At 66.3% G+C, this 16,398-nt stretch carries 11 protein-coding genes; 8 read left to right on the top strand and 3 right to left on the bottom strand.

The window, feature by feature from the left end:
* The first annotated feature begins 24 nt into the window (after nt 1-24).
* From CA833_RS24535 to CA833_RS24525, 3 genes are all read left to right on the top strand, one after another.
* On the top strand, nt 25-1,200 hold the full coding sequence (locus CA833_RS24535) for an acyl-CoA dehydrogenase family protein (protein ID WP_207080525.1): 1,176 nt from the start codon (nt 25-27) through the stop codon (nt 1,198-1,200).
* Between the two features lie 7 nt (nt 1,201-1,207).
* Nucleotides 1,208-2,326: an acyl-CoA dehydrogenase family protein gene (locus CA833_RS24530; protein ID WP_207080524.1), complete on the top strand. Its 1,119-nt coding sequence runs from the start codon at nt 1,208-1,210 to the stop codon at nt 2,324-2,326.
* A 111-nt stretch (nt 2,327-2,437) separates the two neighbouring features.
* The gene (locus CA833_RS24525; RefSeq protein WP_207080523.1) at nt 2,438-4,081 is read left to right on the top strand and encodes an NAD(P)/FAD-dependent oxidoreductase; all 1,644 of its coding nucleotides are present in this window, start codon (nt 2,438-2,440) and stop codon (nt 4,079-4,081) included.
* Nucleotides 4,082-4,178: 97 nt separating this feature from the next.
* Here the strand turns inward: CA833_RS24525 and CA833_RS24520 are convergent, their stop codons facing one another.
* Both CA833_RS24520 and CA833_RS24515 read right to left on the bottom strand, forming a co-directional pair.
* Nucleotides 4,179-4,760 carry an outer membrane protein gene (locus CA833_RS24520; protein ID WP_142639065.1) on the bottom strand — a complete coding sequence of 194 codons (582 nt, stop codon included), beginning with the start codon at nt 4,758-4,760 and terminating at the stop codon, nt 4,179-4,181.
* A gap of 371 nt (nt 4,761-5,131) precedes the next feature.
* Nucleotides 5,132-7,297 (bottom strand): TonB-dependent receptor, encoded by a 2,166-nt coding sequence (locus CA833_RS24515; RefSeq protein WP_242526488.1) that lies wholly within the window; start codon nt 7,295-7,297, stop codon nt 5,132-5,134.
* 352 nt (nt 7,298-7,649) lie between these two features.
* Here CA833_RS24515 and CA833_RS24510 point away from each other — a divergent pair, with 352 nt between their 5' ends.
* Nucleotides 7,650-9,812 carry an acetate--CoA ligase family protein gene (locus CA833_RS24510; RefSeq protein ID WP_207080522.1) on the top strand — a complete coding sequence of 721 codons (2,163 nt, stop codon included), beginning with the start codon at nt 7,650-7,652 and terminating at the stop codon, nt 9,810-9,812.
* On the top strand, nt 9,809-11,506 hold the full coding sequence (locus tag CA833_RS24505; protein ID WP_207080521.1) for an acyl-CoA dehydrogenase: 1,698 nt from the start codon (nt 9,809-9,811) through the stop codon (nt 11,504-11,506). Before CA833_RS24510 ends, CA833_RS24505 begins: the two co-directional genes overlap by 4 nt.
* A gap of 101 nt (nt 11,507-11,607) precedes the next feature.
* On the opposite strand, the gene CA833_RS24500 is transcribed toward CA833_RS24505, so the two are convergent.
* Nucleotides 11,608-12,366, bottom strand: coding sequence for an SDR family NAD(P)-dependent oxidoreductase (locus CA833_RS24500; RefSeq protein WP_142639058.1), 759 nt, complete (start codon nt 12,364-12,366; stop codon nt 11,608-11,610).
* 213 nt (nt 12,367-12,579) lie between these two features.
* Between CA833_RS24500 and CA833_RS24495 the strand changes: the two genes are divergently transcribed.
* The 3 genes from CA833_RS24495 to CA833_RS24485 all read left to right on the top strand — a co-directional run bounded on the left by CA833_RS24495 (nt 12,580) and on the right by CA833_RS24485 (nt 16,362).
* Complete coding sequence (locus CA833_RS24495; protein ID WP_207080520.1) at nt 12,580-14,130, top strand: SDR family oxidoreductase; 1,551 nt, start codon at nt 12,580-12,582, stop codon at nt 14,128-14,130.
* Between the two features lie 102 nt (nt 14,131-14,232).
* The gene (locus CA833_RS24490; RefSeq protein WP_207080519.1) at nt 14,233-14,991 is read left to right on the top strand and encodes an enoyl-CoA hydratase/isomerase family protein; all 759 of its coding nucleotides are present in this window, start codon (nt 14,233-14,235) and stop codon (nt 14,989-14,991) included.
* 42 nt (nt 14,992-15,033) lie between these two features.
* On the top strand, nt 15,034-16,362 hold the full coding sequence (locus CA833_RS24485; protein ID WP_207080518.1) for an MFS transporter: 1,329 nt from the start codon (nt 15,034-15,036) through the stop codon (nt 16,360-16,362).
* Nucleotides 16,363-16,398 lie beyond the last annotated feature (36 nt).

The raw sequence follows: 16,398 nt of genomic DNA, 5'->3' as shown, positions 1-16,398 counted from the left end.
GGGGAAGCAGGCAGTGACCTGTTCATGGACCTCGAATTCACATCCGCCGAACTGGCCTTCCGCGAAGAGGTACGCGCCTTTTTCGCCGAGAACGTGCCCGCCGAATGGCTTACCCGCGTGCGCGCGGGGCTGCGGCTCGAACCGCAGGAACTGATCGCCTACCAGAAGGCGCTTGCCGCTAAAGGATGGGGCGCGCCGACCTGGCCGGTCGAATATGGCGGGCCGGGCTGGTCTCCTGCGCAGAACTACATCTTCGAAAGCGAATCCGCGCGTGCGGGAGCGCCGATCCAGTTCCATCAGGGCCTCGAACTGATCGGCCCGATCATCTTCACTTACGGTTCGCAGGAACTGAAGGATCGCTACCTGCCCGGCATCATCAATGCCGACGACTGGTGGTGTCAGGGCTATTCCGAGCCGGGCGCTGGGTCCGACCTCGCCTCGCTGCGCACCACCGCCGTGCGTGATGGCGACCACTACGTCCTCAACGGGCAGAAGATGTGGACCAGCTATGCGCAAGTCGCCAGCCACATGTTCGTGCTGGCCCGCACGTCGCAGGAACCCAAGCGGCAGCAGGGCATCTCGCTGCTGCTGGTCGATATGAACACCCCCGGCATCGCGATCCGCAAGATCGAGACGATGGACGAGAAGTACACCACCAACGAAGTCTTCCTTGACGATGTGCGGGTGCCGGTGGGCAACCTCGTCGGCGAGGAAGGGCGCGGCTGGGAATACGGCAAGGTGTTGCTCGACCGCGAGCGGATGGTCTGTTCGGCTACCGCGATCCACCTGCCGCAGGTGCTCGACGGCGTGCGCGAGGCCGCATCCGCACGCAAGGTTCGCGGCATGCCGTTGATCGAGACGCCCGCTTTCGCCGCCCAGCTTGCCCAGCTCGAGATCGAGGCGATGGCGCTGGAAACCATGGTGCTGCGCCTGCTTGCCGACCTTGCCTCGGGCGCGGATTCCGGTCCGCGCGGGTCGATGGTGAAGCTGCGCTGGTCCGACCTCTACCAGCGCGGCACCGCGCTGTGGATCGAGGCGCTGGGTCCCGAAGCGGCGCATTTCCGCGCGTTGGAAGGGCAAGGCCCTGTCGACATGCCCTATGCGATGCAGGGCGCTCTCTATTCGCGGGTCACCTCGATCTACGGCGGGTCGAGCGAGATCCAGCACAACATCATCGCCCGCCGTGCGCTGGGTCTGTGAGGCTGTCATGAACTTCGAATTTTCCGATGAACAGCGCATGCTGGCCGATAGTGCCGACCGTCTCGGCAAGGACCTCTGGCCGTCGAGCGACCGGCTCAAACTGCTGGAGAACTTTGACGGGCTCACCGCGCAGACCTGGGCGCAGATGGCCGAACTCGGCTGGCTGATGCTGCCGATTGCCGAGGAGCACGGCGGGCTTGGCGGATCGCCGGTCGATGTGATGGCGGTGATGGAAGGCATGGGGCGCCATCTGATCCCGGTGCCTTATGTCGCCAGCGCGGTGCTGGTGCCTGCGCTGCTCGGCGATGGCGGGGATGCGGCTGCGGAAGTGCTCGGCGCGATTGGAGAAGGCACCGCCAAGGTCGCAGCCGGGCTGCTGGAACCCGATGGCGGCTACGACCTTGCGTGGGTTGGCCTTTCGGCACAGCGCAGCAGCGGCGGCGAATGGACGCTCACCGGGGAGAAGCTGCATGTCGAGGATGGCGCCGATGCCGACTGGTTCGTGGTCACGGCCCGGACCGGCGGCGGGATTTCGGATGCTGAAGGCGTCAGCCTGTTCCTCGTGCGTGCCGATGCGCCGGGGCTGTCCGTGCAGCGTTTCCGCGCTATCGACCAGCATCGCCATGCCCGCCTGACATTCAGCGGCGTCACCGCGGTGCTGATCGGCGAGACGGACGGCGCGCTGGCGGACGTGGAACTCGCGGTCGATAGGGCGATCTGCGCGCATCTTGCCGAAGCGGTGGGGTCGATGGACGCGGCGCTCGCCGGTACGCTGGAATACTTGCGCACGCGCAAGCAGTTCGGCGTGGCGATCGGCAGTTTCCAATCCCTGCAGCACCGCGCGGTCGATATGGCCATCGCGCTCGAAGAGGCGCGCTCGCTGTCCTACCGCGCGACGCTGAGCCTTGGCCTGCCGGCGCCGAAACGCCGCCGCGTCGTCTCCGCAGCCAAGGCGCGGGTGGGGCAATGCGGGCTCTATGTGGGACGACAAGCGGTGCAGCTGCACGGCGGCGTCGGTTTCTCGGACGAGCTGATCATCAGCCACCACCTCAAGCGGCAGATGATGCTCGAAAGTGCCTACGGCTCTGCCGAACATCACCTCGCGCGCTTCGTCGCGGCGGCGTGAGGCGCACTGCACGGATGTGATTTTGGGTCCGCCGGGCCCCAAACCTTCGGCCTCCGGCAAGGTGCTACGGCATGATTGGCGGATCGGGGTTTCCCAGGAGAGATGGGCGAAATGGTTGAAAATACGAATGGAAACGTCGACGCCACTTACGATGCGATCGTCGTGGGCGCGGGCATCGGCGGCCTCTACGCCGTCTACAAGCTGCGCGAGATGGGGCTTTCGGTGCTGGGCATCGAGGCCGGCGATAACGTCGGCGGGGTCTGGTACTGGAACCGCTATCCGGGCGCGCGCTGCGACCTGCTGACCATCGACTACTGCTACACGTTCTCGCCCGAAGTCGATGCCGAATGGTCGTGGTCGGAACAGTTCGCCGCCCAGCCGGAAATCCTCGAGTACATCAACTTCGTCGCCGACCGCCACGAACTGCGCAAGGACTACCTGTTCGAGACCCGCGTCGAACGCGCCGCCTATGACGAGGCGCGGCAGGTCTGGTCATTCCGCACCAGCACCGGAAAGACGTTCGAGGCGACCTATGCGGTGATGGCGACGGGCCCGCTCTCGGTGCCCAAGAAGCCGGATTTCGAGGACTTCGACAGCTTCAAGGGCGAGCTTTACTACTCCGGCCGTTGGCCCAAGGAGCCGGTCAGCTACGAAGGCAAGCGCGTGGGCGTGGTCGGCGTCGGCTCCACCGGTATCCAGATCATCCCGGTGGTGGCGAAGGAAGCGCAGGAACTGACGGTGTTCCAGCGCACGCCCAGCTTCACGATGCCGATGCGCAACCACAAGCACAGCGCCGAATACACCGCCGAGATTAAGCGCAACCTTGCCGCGATGCGCGCAGGGGCGCGTAACAGCCCGCTCGGCGGCGTGCGCCCGGCGACCACGCGCCCCTATTTCAGCCTGCCGCCCGAACAGCGCGTGGCGATCATGGAATCGGCCTGGCAGAACGGCGGCCACACCTTCCTCGGCTCGTTTGCCGATCTCATGCAGAACGAGGAGGCCAACGAGCAGGTCGCCGAATTCGTGCGCGGCAAGATCAGCGAAGTCGTGAACGATCCCGAGACCGCCGAGACGCTGAAACCGCGCGGCTATCCGATCTTTGCGCGCCGTGCCTGCCTCGATACCAACTACTACGAGACCTACAACGAGCCGCACGTGAACCTCGTCGACTGCTTCAAGGAGCCGATCGTCGGGCTGACCGAGAAGGGCGTGCGCACCGCCACGCGCGAGATCGAACTGGACATGCTGATCCTCGCCACCGGCTACGACGGCCTGACCGGCGCGCTGATGGCCTTCGACGTCGTGGGCCGCGGCGGCAAGACCATCAATCAGGAGTGGAAGGACGGCGCCCATTCCTACCTCGGCCTGATGATGAAGGACTTCCCCAACCTGTTCATGATCTGCGGCCCCAACGGCCCTTCGGCGCTCGCGAACATCTTCACCATCAACGAGCAGAACGTGAACTGGCTGGCCGGTGCCATCGAACATATGCGCGCAACCGGCCTGACCGCCATGGAACCCACCGGCGAGGCCGAGCAGGAGTGGATGGACCTGGTCCACGAACTCTCGCTCAACACGCTCGTGAGCAAGGCGAAGACCTGGTACACCGGCGCCAACGTGGCGGGCAAGGCGCGGGGGCTGACGATGTATACCGGCGGCTTCAAGGCTTACCGCGAAGCCTGCCAGGACGCAGCCGACGACAACTGGCGCGGCATGGTATTCGAGAAGGCGGGCGTAGGCGAAACGGTCGGCTGACCGGGCCGGTCGGTCTGCGGGGCGCTCCCGCTCTCACCGGGATAGAGGAAAGGCCGAAGCGCGATCGTCGCGCTTCGGCCTTTTGCCTGTTCAATCCTCAGAAGTGGTAGGCTACGCCGACCAGGGCCTGGTGACGGTCGAAGCCATTGCCGTTGCTGCCGAGGTCCGAGTAGCGATATTCGATCCGCGCGGTGACGTTGTCGAGGATCGCGCGTTCGACGCCGCCACCCACGCTCCAGCCATCGAAGGTGTCGTGGCCCTGCACGACCCCGTCCGAGACGCGGGCACGCAGGTTCTCGTAGCCGCCGCGCACGTAGAGCATGGTCTTCTGGTCAACGAGGTAGCCGGCACGGGCCGAGAGGTCGAACGAGTAGTTGGGGTCAACCACACCGCCGGCACCGCGCACGCGGTCGCTGGCGCCAAGGTCGAAGCCGCCTTCGGCACCGATCACGACGTTCGGCGTGATCTTGTAGTTGTAGCCGGCGAAGGCGCCGCCGATGAAGGAATCGCGATTGTCGCGAACATCGAGGTCACCGATGTCGGTATCGGCGCCATGTACGCGGTCATGGTTCCAGCCGGCCTGCACACCGACATAGGGGCCCTGGAACGCATCCGCGAAAGCAGGCGTTACCGAAAACACCGATGCGGCGGCCAGAATCCCTGCGATGAACGTCTTCATTTTTGTTATCCCTGTATTGCTGTCCTCCTGGGACAGCGGCGATATGGTCCTCCAATCGCGCCGGGATAATTCCGAAAATTGTCGACAGACTGTCTCCGCAGGGGAGACAATGGATGCTGGGGAAATGGGCCCTTGGGGATGCTCGGGGACGTGGTGCCCGTGCGGGATCAGACGCTTTTTGCTTGTGGTTTGTCGCGTCGGTCCGGAGCGCCGCGTGGCGGTGCCGGCATGCCGGGCGGGGGAAGCGGGGAAGGCCGCGCTTCAGGCATGTCCCTTGAAAAGAAGAGCCGGCGGGCAGTTGGTACGGGTGGAGAGGCCCGCCGGCCCCCGTGCGCCGGGGCGGATCGCTGGCGACCCGCCCCTGAGGCGCGTCAGAACTTCGCGGCGACTTCGACGCCGTAGACACGGCCCTTGTTGAGCGGCGAGAAGGTCGATCCGGAGAAGAACGCCAGCGGCGCCTCAGCCCCGAAAGTGGCCTCGTTGAGGAGGTTGGTGCCGTAGAACGAGAGGCTGTAGTTCGAATATTTGAACGTCAGGTTGGCATCGACCATGGTCGCGGCGCGCATCAGGCCGGTGTTGGCATCGTTGTACCAGTCGGCATCGCGGTAGTTGGCGCTGACGCGGGCATCCACGCCCAGATCGCCGAAGTCGCCGCTCCATGCAACCGTGCCGCCATAGCTCCACGGGGCGAGGCGCGGCAGCTTGAGGCCATAGTCCTTGGCGTCGATCACGCCGTCGTTGTTGAGGTCGTAGAACACGTCGGTGTACTTGCCCTCGGTGTAGCCGGCCTGCGCGCTCAGGGTGAACCCGGCGCCCGGCTTCAGCGTGAATTCGCCTTCCAGGCCGCGGATGCGGGCATTGGCCGAATTGGTGATGACCTGCGCCGTGCCGACGCCGACGACCGGGATCTGGATCTCGCGCTGGACGTCGTCGATGGTGTTCCAGAAGGCGGCCAGGTTGATGCGGGCGATGCCGAAGAGGTCCTTCTTGACGCCGACTTCCCAAGAGTTCTGCACTTCGTCGTTGAACGGGCCGGGATCGACCTGGGTATAGACGTTGCGGAAGTTGTAGCCGCCTGAGCGGAAGCCGCGCGTCCAGAAGCCGTAGACCTGCGTCTGGCTGTCGGGCTGCCACTGCATGCCGATGCGCGGGGTCAGCCCCTTCCAGGTGTGCTTGTCGTTGAAGGTGTAGTTGCAGGTCTGCGCATCGTAGTCGCAGCCGGTGGCGGTGAGGTTGGCGACCTTCACGTCCTTGGTCTCGGTGGTGTAGCGCGCGCCGAGGTTCAGCGTCAGCGTGTCGGTGAAGTGCCAGTCGGCCGAACCGAAGATGCCGTAGGTATCCTGGTTCTGGATGCCGCCGCCCGACAGCGTGCGGGCACCGTTCGAAAGCTTGCGCACTTCCTTGTAGTCGATGCGCTGGGTGAAGTAATAAAGGCCGGTGGTCACGTCCACCTTGCCGAAGGTGCCGGCCCAGCGCAGTTCCTCGCTCATCTGCTTCTGATGCGTGGTGTTGCCCGAGTGGAAGGCGTAGGATGGCGAGGCGTCGATGTCGTTGAAGACCCGTGCGTTGTATTCGCGGTAGGCCATGATGTTGGTGATCTTGCCGTCACCGAAGGCGGTGTCGATGTTGGTCTCGTTCGAGGCCATGTGCCAGTAGTTGTGGGCAAAGCCTTCTTCGTCGATGTTCACGTGGAAGCTGTTGCGGGGATAGAGCCCGTGGTTGCTCGCCACTGCACCGTCGCCGTCGTACTTGCCGTATTCGTAGCGGAACACGGATTCGAACCCGTCGATCGGGGTGAAGCGCAGGGCCGGGCGCACGATCAGCGTGCGGTTCTTGCCGAGATCGTGGTTGTTGTTGTAATCGTTGACGTAATAGCCGGTGTCCTTGTCGTAGTAGACGGCCAGCTTGGCCGAGATCTTGTCCTGGACGATCGGCCCGGTGACGACGCCGCTGATCTTGTATTCGGGGCCCGAGGACACCGAGGCGCGCAGGTCTGCCGAGAACGTGTCCTTGGGCGTAGTGGTGCGGATCACCATCGCGCCGCCGGTGACGTTACGGCCGAACAGCAGGCCCTGCGGTCCGCGCAGCACTTCGAGGCCCTCGATGTCGAAGTTGCCGAACACCACGCCGGCGCTGACGCCGAGGTAGACGCCGTCCATGAACACGCCCACGGTCGGGTCGATCGAGGGGATCGAGCTGTTGATGCCGAGGCCGCGGATCGAGAAGTTGGCATAGCCCGGCGTCGTGCCCACGGCGTTCAATTGCACGTTTGGCATGTTGTAGCTCAGGCTCTGCACTGTGGTGAAGTGCTGGTCCTCTAGCTGCTGGGCGCCGAAAGCGGTGACGGCAAACGGCACGTCCTGCACGTTGGAGGCCTGTCCGCGCTTGGTGGCGGTGACGACGATCTCGTCGAGGGTGGGGGCGCTGGCCGCAGGCGCATCGCTCGCCTCCTGCGCAAGCGCGGCGGAAGCCTGGCACAGTGCAAACCCGGCGCTGGTCGCCAGGAGGCCGCACTTGATGATCGAGGACGTCTTCACTCTTCTTCTCCCACAAACCCCGGCGTCTTGCGCCCTTGTTATTGGCCCCAGGCGTCTGGCGCCTTCTTCGTTCTCGGCGGCTGGCGCAAGCCGGTGTTGCTGCGCCAAGTGCCTCGTGACGGGACACCGACGTCCTCGCTGCGGGGCTTTCGTTCAATCGCGGGCAGGGTGCTGCAGGGGAATATCACAAGGCTGATAGCGCGCGGCGGGGGCGGCAACGCTGCGCTATCACGGATGGGATGGAGGGACGTTCGCCGCTTGCAAATCACGGATATGAAACAGGGGCTCATTTCGTCTCCCCGGTAACGATGCGGTAGCGCCCGTGGCAGGCCTTTTCGCTCGGAAAACAGGAATGAGTGAGAGAGGCGACGTGACGATCTGCGATGACACCCGGCCTGCGGGAAACCTTGAGGGCGCAGCAGCGACCGCCGGTCTCGACGCACTGTTCGCGCCGTGCTCGATCGCGCTGGTCGGCGCCTCGGACGATGCCGCGCGGATCGGCGGGCGTCCGCTGCGCTACCTGAAGGGCAGCGGTTATCAGGGCCGGGTCTATCCGGTGAACCCCAGGCGCGAAACGGTGCAGGGCGAGCAGGCATGGCCCTCCATCGCCGCGCTGCCCGAAGTGCCGGACCTTGCCCTGCTGGCCGTCCCTGCCGCCTCCACGCGGCAGGCGGTAGAGGACTGCGTTGCGGCGGGCGTGAAGGCGGCAATCATTTTCGCTGCCGGTTTCGCCGAGATGGGAGAGGAAGGCCGTGAGGAGCAGGCGCGCATTGTCGCCATCGCCCGAGCGGGCGGGCTGCGTCTGCTCGGGCCGAACTGTCTTGGCGCGGCGGATAGTTCCATCGGTTATTACGGCACGTTTTCGGTGATGCTGGACGACGGGTTCCTCGAACCCGGACCGGTCGCCATCGTCTCCCAGAGCGGGGCCTATGGCTCGCATGTCGCCCAGCTTGCCCGCAATCGCGGGCTTGGCATTCGCCACTGGATCACCACCGGCAACGAGTGCGACGTCGACATGGCCGAGGCCCTGCGCTGGGTGATCGACCGTGAGGGCGTGAAAGTGGTCATGGCCTATGCCGAAGGCGTGCGGAACCGCGCGGTGTTCTTCGAGGCGCTGGACCTTGCACGCAGGCGCGGGATCGCCGTCGTCCTGCTGAAAGTGGGCCGCTCCGAAGTGGGCGCGCATGCGGTGGGCAGCCATACGGCGGCACTGGCCGGATCGGACGGCGTGTTCGATGCGATCTGCCGCCAATACGGCGTCCACCGCGCGCGCAGCACGGCGGAGCAGATCGACATTGCCTATGCCATCGCCCGTGCCGGTCTGCCGCGCGGAAACCGGCTGGGCATCTTCTCGATGTCGGGCGGGCTCGGCATCCAGATGGCCGACGATGGCGATGAGGCAGGGCTGGCGGTCACGCCGATGCCGCAGGCGGCGCAGGCCGAACTGAAGGCGCTGCTGCCTTATGCCTCACCGGTCAATCCTATCGACGCGACGGCGCAGGCGATGACAGACCTGCCGCTGATGACGCGCTATATCCAACTCGTGCTGGAGCAGGGCGGCTATGATCTGTTCGTGGCCATTCTGGGCACGACGCCCGCGCTGCCCAGCTACTCCGCCCGCCTTGCCGAAGCGCTGGAAGCCGCCGGAACCGGAGGAGAGGGCCTGATCCGCGCCGTCACCATGAGCGCGCCGCGCGAGGTCGTGCGCGCTTACGAGGAACGCGGTTTTCTCGTCTTCGAGGACAGTGTTGCGTTGACCCGCGCGCTGGGCGCCATGATGCGTTTCACCGAAAGCTTTGCGCAGGCTGGCGCACCGCGATCCGTGCCGGTTCCGCTGCCCGTGCCGATCACCGCGACTGGTGCGCTGAGCGAGCGCACGGCCAAGCAAGTCCTTGCCGAAGCCGGAATGCCTTTCCCCGACGAGCGCCTTGTCACGACGCCGGACGAAGCGGCCGCGGCGGCGGATGCCATCGGCTATCCGGTCGTGGTCAAGATCTGCTCGCCCCAGATTGCGCACAAGACCGAGGTGGGCGGCGTGATCGTCAACCTGAAGGATGCCGCCGCCGTGCGCGAAGCCGCTGCAACCGTGCTCGAACGCGCGGGGAGCGCCATGCCCGATGCGGTGATCGAGGGTGTTCTCGTCGCCCCGATGATCGGCGGCGGCGTGGAAACGATCGCGGGTATCAGCGTGGATGCGACGCTGGGGCCGGTGGTGATGTTCGGCCTTGGCGGGGTGCTGGTGGAAGTGCTCAAGGACGTGACCTTCCGCGCTGTGCCGTTCGATACCGCCGAAGCGCGCCGGATGATCGCCGAGACGACGGCGGGCAAGGTGCTGCAAGGCGTGCGCGGCGCGCCTCCTGCGGATATCGAGGCGCTGGCCGAGACGCTGGCTGCCCTCTCGCGCTTTGCAGCGGCCAACGAGGATCGGCTGGCCGGGGTGGATATCAACCCGCTCAAGGTCATGCCTGCGGGCGAGGGGGTGGTGCCGCTCGATGCGCTGGTCCTGCTGTCGTGAGCACCCGCCTTCTCGACCGTGAATTTCTGGACTTTTGCCTGCATGACTGGCTGGCGGTGGGCGAGATTGCCGAGCGGGCGACCGTCGATGCCGTGCTTGACCTTTCCGAGACGCTGGCCCGCGAACGCTATCTCACCCACTTCAAGGCGGGCGACACGCAGGAGCCACAGATCGGGCCGGAGGGCGTCACCGTCCACCCGGAAGTGAAGGCGGCGATCGAGGAATATGGCGGGCTTGGCCTGTTCGGGGCTGGCTTCCCGGAGGATCTCGGCGGGCACGGCCTGCCCTTCACGGTAACCTCTGCCAGCTTCGCGTGGTTCGCGGCGGCCAATATTGCCACCTCGTCCTATGCGATGCTGACGGCCGCCAATGCGCGCCTGATCGCCGAGTTCGGCAGCCCCGCGCAAGTCGATGCCTTTGCCCGCCCGCAGATCGCCGGGCGCTGGCTGGGGACGATGTGCCTGTCCGAACCGCAGGCGGGATCGGACCTCGGCGCCGTGCGCACCCGCGCGGAGCGGGAGGGAGAGGACCCCCTCGGCCGCCGCTATCGCCTGACCGGCTCCAAGATGTGGATTTCGGGCGGCGAGCACGATGTGGGCGAGAACATCGTCCATCTGGTTCTGGCCAAAGTGGCCTTGGCCGATGGCAGTCTGCCGGAGGGAACGGCAGGCCTCTCGCTGTTCATCGTGCCGCGCGTGTTGCCGGACGGTCTGCGCAACGACATTGCCGTGGCCGGACTCAACCACAAGATGGGCTACCGCGCGATCCCCAATTGCCTGCTTGTATTCGGCGAGAATGGCGGGGCCACCGGTTGGCTGGTGGGTGAGGAAGGACAGGGCCTGCGCCAGATGTTCATGATGATGAACGAGGCGCGCATTTCCGTGGGCCTGGGCGCGGCGGCGCTGGCCTGCCGGGGCTATGGCCATGCGCTCGGCTATGCGCAGGAGCGCTTGCAGGGTCGGGGCGCGGAAGGCGCCTCGGTGCCGATCATGGCCCATCCGGCGGTGCGACGGATGTTGCTGGCGCAGAAGGCGCTGGGCGAGGGCGCCTTGGCGCTCTGTTTTTATGCGGCGCGGCTGGTGGACGCCGGAGATGCCGAAAGCGCGGCGCTGCTCGCGTTGCTGACGCCGGTGGTGAAGACCTTCTCGTCCGAGATGGGCTTGGAGGCCAATGCCATGGCGATCCAGGTTCACGGCGGATATGGCTATACCCGCGACTTCGATGTCGAGCAGGTGTACCGCGACAACCGGCTCAACCCGATCCACGAAGGCACGACCGACATTCAGGCCATCGATCTGCTGGGGCGCAAGCTGCTGAGGCAGGGCGAGGGACTGGCCGTTCTCAAGGCGCGGATCACGGGGACCTTGGCGGCGGCTTCGGATGGCTTTGCCGATCAGGCCGATGCGCTGAAGGCCGTGTGGGCTGACGTCGAGGCGGGGCTGGAAATGCTGCGCGAGGCCGATGCGGCGCTGGAAGTGGCGACCCCGTTCCTCTTTGCCTTCGGCCATGCGGTGGTGGGCTGGATCTGGCTCGACCTTGCGCTCAGCGCGCGGGGCAAGGGAGAGCGGCTGGAGCAAGGCACGGCGGCGGCGCTGCGCTATTACGCCGCGTGTGAATTGCCGCGTGTGAATGCGTGGCTGGCGTGCTGCGCGGCTGGGACGGAGGTTCTGGAAGTCGATCCGGGCTGGATGTGAAGCGCCCCGCACGCGGGGGCTTCGACAGGCTCAGCCTGAGCGGAAAGGAGAGGCCTGCTCTCAATTCCGCTCAGGCTGAGCCTGTCGAAGCCCTTTGTCGTTCAAAGGATCGCGTTGGCAAGGCCGCCGTCGACCGTAATCATCTGGCCGGAAACGAAGGCCGATCCTTCCGAGGCCAGCCACAGCGCGGTCTGGGCGATATCGTCGGTCTCGCCCAGACGGCCGAGCGGGATGCGGGCCTTGCGCTGGGCCAGCGCCTCTTCGTCAAGCATGGCTTTCACGCCCTCGGTGGCGACAGTCGCGGGGGAGATCGCGTTGACGCGGATGCCTTGCCCGCCCAGTTCCACTGCCGCCGCGCGGGTCAGGCCGCCGACGCCTGCCTTGATGCCGCAATAGAGCAGTGCGTTGACCATGCCCTTGAGCGCGGAGACCGAGGCGATGTTGATCATCGATCCGCCGCCGCGCCGGGCCATGTGCGGGGCCGCCGCCTGCGTCATCCAGACGATGCCGTCGAACCCTACACCGGACATGCGCGCCAGCGTTTCAGGGGTGATATCGGCGATGGGCTCGTACTTGTTCCACATCGCGCTGCTGACGGTCACATCGAGGCCGCCGAAGGTATCGACAGTGCGCGCGACGGCGGCCTGCACGGCTTCCCGGTCGGATACGTCGCAACCGATGGCGAGCGCCTTGCCGCCCTGCGCGGTGATGCCGTCCACGACCGTCTGTGCCCAGTGCTCCTTCAGATCGAGCACGGCGACGGCGGCACCTTCGGCTGCGAAAAGCTCGGCGATGGCCCGGCCCAGCCCGCGCGAGGCGCCGGTGACGAGCGCGACGCGCCCGGACAGTCGTTGCGACATGATGTTCTCCCGTAATGTGCTTGGCCAAATGTGTTTGGCCAAATGTGCTCGGTGGGCGGCATAAGGCGGCCTTGCGCGCGGGCCCAAGCCGGGGACGGGCGGCGCGGGGGCTTATCCCATAGGTGATAGGTATGGGGCTCGCTTCCGGCTGGTTGAGAGGCGGCGCGGCGAATGCTTCGCTCGCCGGGAAAATGCACTGCCGGGAGAGAGATAGTGACGCAGAACGGACCGAAGGTAGTTCTGGTGACGGGCGCGGCCAGAGGCATCGGCCTTGCCTCCGCACGGCTGTTTGCGCGGGAGGGCGCCGTCGTCGTGCTGGCCGACCGCGACGAGGCGGCGGTGCGCGCGTCAGCGGCGGAACTGGGCGGTCCACATAGCGCACTGGTCATGGACATGGCAGAGGAAGCCTCCATCGTCACGGGGATCGCTCAAGTCATCGCGCGGCATGGCCGGATCGATGTGCTGGTGAACAATGCCGGGATCGTCGATCCGGCGGGCACTCTGGCGCTGGAACTGGATAGCGCCACGGCAGCGCAAATCCTGCGCGTCAACCTGACCGGCAGCTATCTTGCCGCGCGCGAGGCCGGGTGGGCGATGCTGGCCAATGGCGGCGGCGTGATCGTCAATCTGTCCTCGGGCGCGGCCTTGCAGGCGATCCCGGGGCGCACGCCCTATGCGATGTCGAAGGCGGGCATTCTGGGCTTCACGCGGGCGCTTGCCTGCGAGTGGGCGGGGCAGGGCGTGCGCGTGAATGCGGTGCTGCCCGGCTATGTCGCGACCGAGATCGTCGAGGCGCTGGTGGCTGAAGGACGGGTCGATCCAGCCTCGGTTGCCGCGCGCGTGCCGCTCGGGCGGATGGCGCGGCCGGAGGACATTGCGCAGGTGGTGCTTTGGGCAGCGGGCAACGGCTATGTCACCGGTGCCAGCGTGGCGGTCGATGGCGGCTACAGCGCTTATGGCGGCACTGCGCCTGCGGCTCTCGCGGCCGCGCCGGTGCCGGAGGTGCAGCAGGCTCCGGTCGTCGTGATTTCCGGCGGCGCGCGCGGGATCGGCGCGGCGACGGCGGATCGTTTTGTCGCAGACGGCGCGCGTGTGGTGGTGCTCGATCGCGATGCCGAGGCTCTCGAAGCGCTTCCCGCAGACCGGCAGGGGCTGCGGCTGGATGTAACGGACGAGGCGGCGGTCACGCAGGTCATGGAACGGATCGCTGCGCAACAGGGCCGCATCGATGTCTTCGTCAACAACGCCGCGATCGCCGACGATTTCGCGCCGACCGTCGAGCAGCAACTCGGTGCGTTCGAACGAGGCTTGGCGATCAACCTTGTCGCTCCGCTGCAATTGGCGACGGCTGCGGCACGGGTCATGTTGCGGGGCGGCGGCGGGGCGATCGTCAATCTCTCGTCGATTGCCGCGCGGGGCGGTCTGCCCCGGCGTAACAGCTATTGCGCGGCCAAGGCGGGGGTGGAGGCGTTGACGCGCGCGCTTGCCTGCGAATGGGCGCAGCATGGGGTGCGGGTGAATGCGGTTGCGCCCGGCTATATCGCTACGCCCGGCGTCATGGCGCTGGAGGCGGAGGGCAAGCGGTCCCTGCGCGCGGTGCGGCGGCGGATTCCGCTCGGGCGTCTTGGCCGTCCGGCGGAGATTGCCGATGCCGTGGCCTTCCTTGCCTCTCCGCGTGCGGCCTACATGACAGGCAGCATCGTGCCGGTGGACGGCGGCTGGTCGGCCTTTGGCGATGCGGGTGATGCGGCCGAGGTGGACTGAATCTCGCATCGCATATGGGATTCTCCCGCGCCGACGGCGCCGGTGCGCGACGGCGGCGGCGGGAGCGCGGTTAGATGGCCGCAATCAGGAAGGATGCCGAAGATGATCAAGCTGGATATCGCCGACTACGTGGCCGTGGTCACGATGGACAACCCGCCCGTCAATGCGCAGTCGATGGACATGATCCACGGCCTTGCCGATGCCTTCGACGAGATCAGCGACCGCGATGATGTGCGCGTTGCCGTGCTGACGGGGGCGGGCAAGTGCTTCTCGGCCGGGGCCGATCTCAAGAACCGGCCCGACGTTTCCGCCCCCGGCGCAACCTGGAAGCGCAACCGCGCGGTGCGGGAATCGAGCTATGCCATCATCGAATGCAACAAGCCGGTGATCGCCGCCGTGAACGGCCCGGCACTGGGCGGCGGCCTTGGCCTTGCCGCGAGCTGCGACATCATCGTCGCTTCGGAAACCGCCGTCTTCGGCCTGCCCGAAGTGGACGTGGGCCTGATGGGCGGCGGCAAGCATGCCTCGCGCATCCTGCCGCATTCCATGGTGCGCCGCATGATGCTGACCGGCTGGCGCGCGCCGGCTGCGGAACTCTACCGCAGGGGCGTGATCGAAGCCTGTCTTCCTCCCGAGGAACTGATGCCCTGGGTCATGGACATGGCCCGTACCATCGCTTCCAAGAGCCCGATGGCGACCCGTCTCGCAAAGGATTCGATGCGCACGATCGAGAACATGACCCTGCGCGACGGCTATCGCTACGAGCAGAACAACACCAATGCGCTGTCGAAGACCGAGGATTCGAAAGAAGCCATCGCCGCTTTCAGGGAAAAGCGCGTTCCGGTGTTCCAGGGCCGCTGAGCCATACTATAGCGACAACAAAGAATGGGTCGGGAGAAGAGAATGGCGAGCACGGCGCAGACGGGGGCGGCCCCAATTCCCAAGCCTGCAAGAGAGGCGGGCGCTTACGACTGGTACGTGGTCGCGATCCTCTTTTCGGTATCGGTGCTGGGCTATGTCGACCGGGTGATCCTCAGCTTTCTGGTCGAGGCGATCAAGGGCGACCTTGACCTGAGCGATGCCGAACTGGGCGCGATCACGGGCATGGCCTTCGCCGTGCTCTACGTGTTCGGCGGTGTGTTCATCGGCCGCATGCTGGACAAGGGGCGGCGGGTGACCATTCTGGCGGCCTGCATCCTCGTCTGGTCGGTGGCGACGGCGGCGAGCGGTCTGGCCACCGGGTTCCTGACGCTGTTCCTCGCCCGCATGTTCGTGGGGGTGGGCGAGGCGGGGCTCAATCCGGCAGCGATCGGCATCATTTCCAGCCGTTTCCCGCGTGACAAGGTGCAGAAGCCGATCGGGCTGTTCACCACCGGGCTCTACGTGGGCGGCGGCATGGCAATGATGCTGGGCGCGCACCTGCTGGCGAAATTCAGCGCTGGCGGTCCTTACGATCTGCCCTTCATCGATACCGCCGAGCCGTGGCGCGTGGTGTTCCTGCTGCTGGCAGTGCCGGGCCTGCTGGTGGCGCTCTTGGTGCAGGGCACGGTGCGCGACGACAGCGCCGCCGCGCGTGCTGCAGCCGCCCCCGCCAAGGGCGAGGCCCTGGCGTTCGCTCGGGAGAACCGCACGCTGATCGCCTTGCTGGCGCTGGGCATCGTTTCGTGGTCGATGAACAATTACGGGCTGCTCAACTGGTATCCGGCCATGTTGATGCGCTCCTACGCGATGACGCCGGCGATGGTGGCGACGAGTTACGGCCCGGCGTTCCTGCTGGCGGGCATTGCCGGCTGTCTGGCCGTTCATCCCTATCACGCCTGGCTGCGCCGGCGCTTCGGCGGCAAGGCGGCCTATTGGCTGACCTTCACCTCGATGGCGGTGCTGAGCGTGACGACCATCATCGGGCCCATCGTGCCGACGGCCGGGCTGGCGGTGTTCATGTCCTATGCCAACCTTTTTGTCAGTTCGATGTCGGTGGCCTCGATCTTCGTGCTGATCGTGGCCGTGGTGCCGCCGACGCTGCGCGGGCTTTATACCGGGCTCTACATGGCGCTGGTGAACCTCACGGGCGGGGCCTTCGGCTCGGTGCTGGTGGGGCTGATGACCGATCATGTCTACGGCGCCAAGGGCCTCAATCTGGCGCTGACGACGATGGCGGTGGTGTTCGGGCCGCTGGGCGCGCTGCTGCTCTGGCTGGCCCTGCGCCGCGCGCCGGAGCGGGCGGAGGGGTAAAACCCAACAGGACGCAAAAAAGGGGCGACGCGGGAT

It is taken from the genome of Novosphingobium sp. KA1, from assembly GCF_017309955.1.
Classification (GTDB): domain Bacteria; phylum Pseudomonadota; class Alphaproteobacteria; order Sphingomonadales; family Sphingomonadaceae; genus Novosphingobium.
This window is presented reverse-complemented; position numbering and strand designations above follow the sequence as displayed.

What these genes read in the sequence shown, in the direction of transcription:
- CA833_RS24485 (WP_207080518.1), top strand. Translation starts at nt 15,034, where the DNA reads ATGGCGAGCACGGCGCAGACGGGGGCGGCCCCAATTCCCAAGCCTGCA.
- CA833_RS24520 (WP_142639065.1), bottom strand. Translation starts at nt 4,760, where the DNA reads ATGAAGACGTTCATCGCAGGGATTCTGGCCGCCGCATCGGTGTTTTCG.
- CA833_RS24510 (WP_207080522.1), top strand. Translation starts at nt 7,650, where the DNA reads ATGAGTGAGAGAGGCGACGTGACGATCTGCGATGACACCCGGCCTGCG.
- CA833_RS24525 (WP_207080523.1), top strand. Translation starts at nt 2,438, where the DNA reads ATGGTTGAAAATACGAATGGAAACGTCGACGCCACTTACGATGCGATC.
- CA833_RS24500 (WP_142639058.1), bottom strand. Translation starts at nt 12,366, where the DNA reads ATGTCGCAACGACTGTCCGGGCGCGTCGCGCTCGTCACCGGCGCCTCG.
- CA833_RS24535 (WP_207080525.1), top strand. Translation starts at nt 25, where the DNA reads ATGGACCTCGAATTCACATCCGCCGAACTGGCCTTCCGCGAAGAGGTA.
- CA833_RS24490 (WP_207080519.1), top strand. Translation starts at nt 14,233, where the DNA reads ATGATCAAGCTGGATATCGCCGACTACGTGGCCGTGGTCACGATGGAC.
- CA833_RS24530 (WP_207080524.1), top strand. Translation starts at nt 1,208, where the DNA reads ATGAACTTCGAATTTTCCGATGAACAGCGCATGCTGGCCGATAGTGCC.